The organism is Mycobacterium sp. (assembly GCF_025965855.1).
GTDB lineage: Bacteria > Actinomycetota > Actinomycetes > Mycobacteriales > Mycobacteriaceae > Mycobacterium.
Genome location: NZ_JAOPWB010000060.1, coordinates 1 through 6,415, shown reverse-complemented (window position 1 = coordinate 6,415; position 6,415 = coordinate 1). Strand labels below are relative to the sequence as shown.

General features: G+C 63.7%; 7 protein-coding genes and 1 pseudogene. 2 read left to right on the top strand and 6 right to left on the bottom strand.

Going from position 1 to position 6,415, the window contains the following annotated elements; translation table 11 throughout:
- Together JWP83_RS04365 and JWP83_RS04360 are read left to right on the top strand one after the other, a co-directional pair.
- Positions 1 to 440, top strand: a pseudogene (locus tag JWP83_RS04365) (ATP-binding protein); the annotation flags it as partial.
- A 360-nt stretch (positions 441 to 800) separates the two neighbouring features.
- Positions 801 to 1,724, top strand: coding sequence for an acyl-ACP desaturase (locus JWP83_RS04360; RefSeq protein WP_297726299.1), 924 nt, complete (start codon positions 801 to 803; stop codon positions 1,722 to 1,724).
- Positions 1,725 to 2,465: 741 nt separating this feature from the next.
- On the opposite strand, the gene JWP83_RS04355 is transcribed toward JWP83_RS04360, so the two are convergent.
- The 6 genes from JWP83_RS04355 to JWP83_RS04330 form a co-directional block, all read right to left on the bottom strand.
- Entirely contained in the window at positions 2,466 to 2,627 is a 162-nt protein-coding gene (locus JWP83_RS04355; RefSeq protein ID WP_297726296.1) for a hypothetical protein, read from the bottom strand.
- A 223-nt stretch (positions 2,628 to 2,850) separates the two neighbouring features.
- A complete protein-coding gene (locus JWP83_RS04350) occupies positions 2,851 to 3,330 on the bottom strand; it encodes a MarR family winged helix-turn-helix transcriptional regulator (RefSeq protein WP_297726293.1) in 480 nt (159 codons plus the stop codon).
- A 227-nt stretch (positions 3,331 to 3,557) separates the two neighbouring features.
- Entirely contained in the window at positions 3,558 to 4,319 is a 762-nt protein-coding gene (locus JWP83_RS04345) for a class I SAM-dependent methyltransferase (RefSeq protein WP_297726291.1), read from the bottom strand.
- Positions 4,320 to 4,454: 135 nt separating this feature from the next.
- Entirely contained in the window at positions 4,455 to 5,102 is a 648-nt protein-coding gene (locus JWP83_RS04340; RefSeq protein WP_297726288.1) for a TetR/AcrR family transcriptional regulator, read from the bottom strand.
- Positions 5,103 to 5,217: 115 nt separating this feature from the next.
- Complete coding sequence (locus tag JWP83_RS04335; RefSeq protein ID WP_297726302.1) at positions 5,218 to 5,916, bottom strand: IS6 family transposase; 699 nt, start codon at positions 5,914 to 5,916, stop codon at positions 5,218 to 5,220.
- 8 nt (positions 5,917 to 5,924) lie between these two features.
- A partial coding sequence (locus JWP83_RS04330) for a hypothetical protein (RefSeq protein WP_297726285.1) occupies positions 5,925 to 6,415 on the bottom strand: 491 nt, incomplete at its 5' end.

The window sequence follows — 6,415 nt, the reverse complement described above, 5'->3', positions numbered from 1 at the left end:
CTGGTCGGCCCGGCCGGCACCGGCAAGAGCCACCTGCTCGTCGCGCTCGGTGCCGCGGCGGTGCGGGCCGGGCACAAGGTCCGCTACTTCACCGCCGCCGACCTGGTGGAAACGCTCTACCGCGGGCTGGCCGACAACACCGTCGGCAAGATCATCGAATCCCTGCTGCGGGTCGATCTGGTCATCCTCGACGAACTCGGCTTCGCACCGCTCGATGACACCGGAACCCAGCTGTTGTTCAGGCTCGTTGCCGGCGCCTACGAACGCCGATCCCTGGCCATCGGGTCGCACTGGCCTTCGAGCAATGGGGCCGATTCCTACCCGAGCAGACCACCGCGGTCAGCATCCTCGACCGCCTGCTGCACCACGCCACCGTCGTCATCACCGACGGTGACTCCTACCGCATGAAAGACGCCCAACACCGAAAGGAGCAACCCTAAAATCACCAGCACGGGGCGGGGACTTTCACCTGGCCACCAGCGGATACATCGAGTTGGCCATTGACACGGTCGCAGGCCCATTAAGGCATGCGCAGTGCGTGTTGAGTGGCGGCCCGTACACCGTGGTGTCGCAGGTGCGGCGGGCCGAACTCTTAGGAAATTAATCCGAACCGAATGGGAACCGTGGCGGCTAAGACGCGGTTGCCCTACTGTTGCCGCGTGGCACAGCCGGCCGGTCTTGGCAGCGGCGAAAGCTTTTAAAGCCTCCGGGTCTCTGCCCACACCTGTATCGACTCAATTCGCCAGCGGTGCGTTCAGACCTCTACCTACGGTGCCGTAAGTTACGGTACCGTAGGTAAGGTGACAACTTTACAGACCAGTCTGCTGGCCGAACTCGAGCCCGTCGTGGCAGCCAACCTCGACCGCCACCTCAGCCTGGCGAAGGACTGGCAGCCGCAAGACTACGTGCCCTGGTCACGCGGGCGTGACTTCGCCTTCCTCGGCGGCAGCGACTGGCAGCCTGAGGACTCGCCGCTCGACCCGGTCGCGCAGACGGCGATGATCGTCAACCTGCTCACCGAGGACAACCTGCCCTCATATCACCGCGAGATCGCCACCGGCTTCGGCCGCGACGGCGCCTGGGGCCAGTGGGTCGGTCGCTGGACGGCCGAGGAGGGCCGGCACGCGATCGCGATACGCGACTACCTCGTCGTCACGCGTGGCGTGGACCCGGTCCGGTTGGAGGCGCTACGCATGGAGCACATGACGGCCGGCTACGACAGCGGCGACAAGACCATGCTGCAGGCGCTGGCCTACGTCTCGTTCCAGGAGCTGGCCACCCGGATCGCGCACCGCAACACTGGGCGTGCGACTGGCTGCCCCCTTGCCGAACAATTGCTCGCTCGCATATCCACGGACGAGAACCTGCATATGGTCTTCTACCGCAACCTGATGGACGCCGCGCTCGACCTCGCGCCCGACGAGGCGATGCAGACGATCCGCGACGAGGTGGTCGGCTTCCAGATGCCTGGCCAGGGTATGACGGACTACGCCAACAACGCCATCACCATCGCCAAGGCCGGTATCTACGACCTGCGCCTGCACCACGACGCGGTGATCCAGCCCGTGCTGCGGTTCTGGCGGATCTTCGAGCGCACCGACTTTGGCCCGGCCGGCGAGCACGCCCGCGACGAGCTCTCGTTCTTCCTCGCGATGCTCGACGCCAAGGCGAAGCACTACGAGGAGAAGCGCGCCGCCCGCGAGGAGTTACGAAGGACTGGATAACGACGCAACGCGTGTGCTCAGTGGTCGAGCCGGCCCATCAGCTCACCAACCGTCGCCATGATGCGAAGCTACACAGCGTCACCCTTGCAAACGCTGACCACGCACGAGCCGTTTAACCTAAGCCTAGGTAAACAGATGTTTCCGAGAGCGCGCCCAAAGGGATTCGAACCGACAACCTTCTGATCCGTAGGCACAGGCCACTGGCGTGACAAGGCGCGATACGAATTTTCGTGTCGTGTTAGGTGGAGGTGTCGGGGAGCCCACTGTCGTCATCGTTGTCGTCAGAATTGTCGTCAGTTCACGGTACGAAACAGCGGCATTTCACCGCTTCCTCATACCCGGCGATCCTGCGCTGACGATCGGATGTGTCAAGGGTGGCGAAGCCATCACGTGGTGACGTCGAAGACGCCCTTTACTCAGCCGATCGGGAAGTCAGACGCTTCGGAATGAGGGGGCGCTTGATGAGACGGCGGCGGCGCCGTTGGGACTGTGATGGTTGGCTTTGGTGTGAGCCTTAGACCGCCAGGGCGTTGAGAATGGCGTGTTGGTCTGACCATGACGAAAGCGGATGAGACTAGTCAGTTCTGAAGCCAAACGCGGCAGGACAAGCATCGGCCGCCGATTGTCGAGCCAACCGACGACATCGGCGAACACCGCGCAACCCCGCCATTCAGGTCGCTTAGCGCCACACGTCGACGGATGCAGGACATGGGAACGGTCAGACGAGAATGGTAGGTACGACTACTCGTCGGTGTCATGAATCGTGTCGATCATCTGCTGCAGGTGATGATCGACCGCTTCGTCCGTGAGCCCCCACGCGTTGCCAAGCCTCATCATGACTCGGTTGAATGCCGCGTCGGCCTCCTCGATGAGCTCCGCAATATCACCAAGGTCGTCGAGCATCAGCTGTTGTCCCCCGCCCTGTCCTGGCACGCCGCTATCGCCGAATAGCACACGTCACCGAGTAGTCAGGCCCACGTTCACGGCGTTGGGAACTTCCTGCGCGTCGACTCAATAAGTTGGGCCGTCGTTCGGATTTGCCGGCGACCCGTCGAGCGAAGTGCTTCTTACCCGACGTCTCAGGCACTTGAAGGTCCAACTTCAGTGGTATCTGGTCATCGGCGGGTCATGGCCGCAGGCCAGCGTCGTCGGTTGCACGCCGGAACACGGCGGCGAGGGCCTGCTTTTGGTGTTGGTCGAGCGGCCCGAGAAAATGATTACGGACGGCGGTGGCGTGCACCTGAATGGCTTCGCCGATCTCACCGGCGCCGCGCGTGGTGAGTCGAACGTCGCGAAGTCGACCGGTGCCAGTGTCGACGCGGGTGACTAGGTCACGGTCCTCCATCCGTTCCAGGTGATGCGACATCCGCGATGGGGACCAGCCCAGGGACTCGCCCAGATCTCGCTGGGTGAGCGTGTTGTCGGGAGCTGCGTGCAGTCGCACGAGGATCTCGAAATCCGGCCGGGAGAGCCCGGTGGCGGCGAACAGGTCCCGCCTTATTAGGGCCAAAACGGATTCCGACCATGCGAGAAACCCGCGCCACAACGCTTGGTCGGGCGCCGACAGCGCACCACTGGTGGTCTGGCCGGTTGATCGGGGTGACACTGGTTCATGATCTCCGGCCCTAAGTTGATGTGTCAAATTGCGCGGCTGCCTCACCGAAATCGCCGGGCTGCCGGGCGTGAAACATGATGTACGGGCGAAAGCGCCTGGGCCAGCGCCGATTCTGCTCCTAGCGGTCAACGCCAGGCTCATACTCCGCATCGCGACTTTACCTATGCCGGCGACGCTTCACCGTTCAGGTGGTTTTAGAATTGCGTTCAAACCGTGCGCTAGGCGGTGCGGGTAGCGACGACGATCTGACGGCCCCCAGGCTGTCTGTGAAGCCGCAAGTCGATTTTCGGGTCGGCGTATGCGGCGAGTGCCCGCATTGCCGAAGGACTGTAGGCACGCAGCGAGCTGATGGCGGCTTCGTGGGCGAAGGGATGCACGACAGCGAGCGGCAAAATCACCGCCAACTCCGCAATATGAAGGATCGATGGCGGCCGCGGCAGGTCGATGATCAGCAGCTTGCCGGCGACGCGGGTGCCCTCGGCGAAGACCCGTGAAGCCAGCGGCGGCGGTAGGTGATGAAAGGACTGGGCGAACACCGCCAGGTCGAAGTATCCGTCGGCGGCATCGATCGCGGTGGCGTCCATGACGCGCACCGTCGCCCGGGGGTGGCTGCCCAGCTCGCCGTGGGCGATATTGGCCACCGAGATTGCGTCGAGATCGGTAACGGTTACCTGGGCGGCGGGATGCAGTTCGAGCAGCTTGCGCGACAGGCCGCCGTGACCCGAGCCCAATTCCAGGATTTTCGGGTCACCGATGGCGGCCACCTCGTTGAGGGCCAATCGGGCGAAGTTTTCGTGGTCCTTGAACAGCCTGCCAAGGCGTTCCAGCGAGCGCACGACCCGGCGCTTGACCCGATCGTCGACGTCATCACGGTCCAGGTATTCCAGACGATCCGTCTGGAGCCGCCGGTCCAGCCACGAGGCGTCCGGGCCGCCCCGCGGCATCCGGTCGATGTCTATTGTTTCCTGCTCTGTGGGCATCCGCAGTCTTCGTTCTTCCGTAGATCTATGCGCATGAGCGCGGGCACGTGACTTGACGTGTCAATATTAACGGTACTTTACTGACTTGATATGTCAAATCAACTAGGCGGAGGTATGACGCTAGGCCAGAAAGTGTTATGAGCCAATGTCGATGAACCAGGTCGCGGCCGATGCCTGTGCACTCGACCGGTCGTCGCCCAGGCCGATAACGAGCTCGACGAGCATCGGCTGCAGGACGTACTTGACCCCGGAGGTGGGTGGGTTGAAGTAGCCGGCGATTTCAAGCATCGTGTACCCGTGCAGGGCGCTCCACAGTCGCGCGGCGATCGCGACGGGTTCGTCGGGGGCGAATCGGCCGGCGTCGACCGCGCGCCGAGCAGCTTCGGCTATGACGTCGAAGGTATAGCGGCCTTGCTGCAGATCGTCGCCGCTACGGCGGTATCCGCCCAGTGACGTGGAACCGAACATAACCACGTACAGGTCGGGATTGGCGCGCGCGTTGTCCAGCCATGCGGTGAAGATTCCGCCGAGGTCGGCGACCGGGTCGTCGGTACGAGCGACCAGCGCGAACTGCTCACCGAGACGGGTGAAGCCTTCGTCGACGATCGCGCGCACCAGCTCGGGCATCGATCCGAACTGGGAGTACAACGCCATCGTCGAGGTGCCGGCGTGCGCGGCGACCTTGCGGGTCGACAACCCGCTCGGTCCGTCCTCGGCGACCAGCCGCACCGCGGATTCCAGCAGCCGGGTGCGAACCGAGAGGTCCAGCCTGCGTTCAGTCACCCGATGTGCGGGAGAAGTGCACGGTGCGGGAGGCACTGTCACGTTGTTTGAAAAATGTTGTGGCGCAGTTGGTTTTGGAGCGGTGGCGGCCGAACACCGTTGAGTCGTTCACACGTCAGGCGGCAGTGTCGAGCGCGGTGACCTGACGCCAGACCACGAAGCGGTCGGCCATCTCGGTTCGCCATTGGGTCGCGATGAGCAGATGCCGTCGCGGCCGAAAGTGTGCGGAGATGCCGCTGAAGGCGGACAGGAATCGTTGCGCATGCCGCAACGATGTGAAGCGTTTCATCGCCCGTTCGCGTTGCCGGGTGGGCTGATGAGAGTTTTCGGCGCGGTTGTTCAGATACCGCGACCGCCGGTGCTCCACCGACGACATGAGCTCACGGTGAGCGACCTGGTAGCTGCCCAGCTCGTCGGTCACCAGCACGCGCGGCACGTACCGCAGGCCCTTGAGCAGCTTGCGGAAGAATCGCTTGGCCGACACCGCGTTGCGGCGTGACTGCACGAGGACGTCGAGCACGTTGCCGTGCTGGTCGACCGCGCGCCACAGGTAGCGCAGCCTGCCGTTGATCCGGATGAACACCTCGTCGAGGTGCCACTTGTCGCCGGGGCGCGGGCGCCGCCGGCGCAACTGGTTGGCGTAGGCCTGCCCGAACTTGGCGCACCGCCGCCGGATCGTCTCGTAGCTCACCGCGACACCGCGTGCCAGCATCAGCTCCTCGACCTCACGAAAGCTGAGCGGGAACCTAACGTACAGCCATATGCAGTGGTTAATGATCTCGACCGGGTAGCGGTGGCCCTTATACGACGGCATTGCGGTGCTCACCCCACCGATCCTCCTAGTTCACCCACACTCACTAACGTGACAGTGCCTTCCCACCCGTTGGTGTTGTCGAACTTGTTCTTACCGGCCAGGTAGTCGACGAACACGCCGTCGGGGTCGCGGGCGGTCCGGATCTGTTGCAGCCGTGCCCAATTGGCGTCGGTCAGGCATTTCACCCGGCGGGTCTGCTGGTCGGAGGCGCCCCAGTATTGGCCGACCGTCAGCGGCTCCAGGTCGCCCATCGCCGACAGCAGAAAGTCGCGGTGCGTGTCGTCGTTGGCGGGATCCTCGTAGATGACATAGCTGGTCACCATCACGTCGGTCTTGAGCGACATCGCGATATCGGGGCCCTCGTGGGGCAGGGCGTATTCGAAAAACGTGTGTCCCTGATCGTTGCGGGGCCGGTCGAGCACCAGCCGCCGACTGGCCGCCACGATATCGGCCGGGCTCCCCTCGACCCAGGCCGAGTCGACGCGGTAGCGGTATCCGC

Bases quoted from the DNA above. Each gene is read 5' to 3' on its own strand.
- JWP83_RS04335 (WP_297726302.1), bottom strand. From the start codon at position 5,916: ATGCCGTCGTATAAGGGCCACCGCTACCCGGTCGAGATCATTAACCAC.
- JWP83_RS04355 (WP_297726296.1), bottom strand. From the start codon at position 2,627: ATGCTCGACGACCTTGGTGATATTGCGGAGCTCATCGAGGAGGCCGAC.
- JWP83_RS04345 (WP_297726291.1), bottom strand. From the start codon at position 4,319: ATGCCCACAGAGCAGGAAACAATAGACATCGACCGGATGCCGCGGGGC.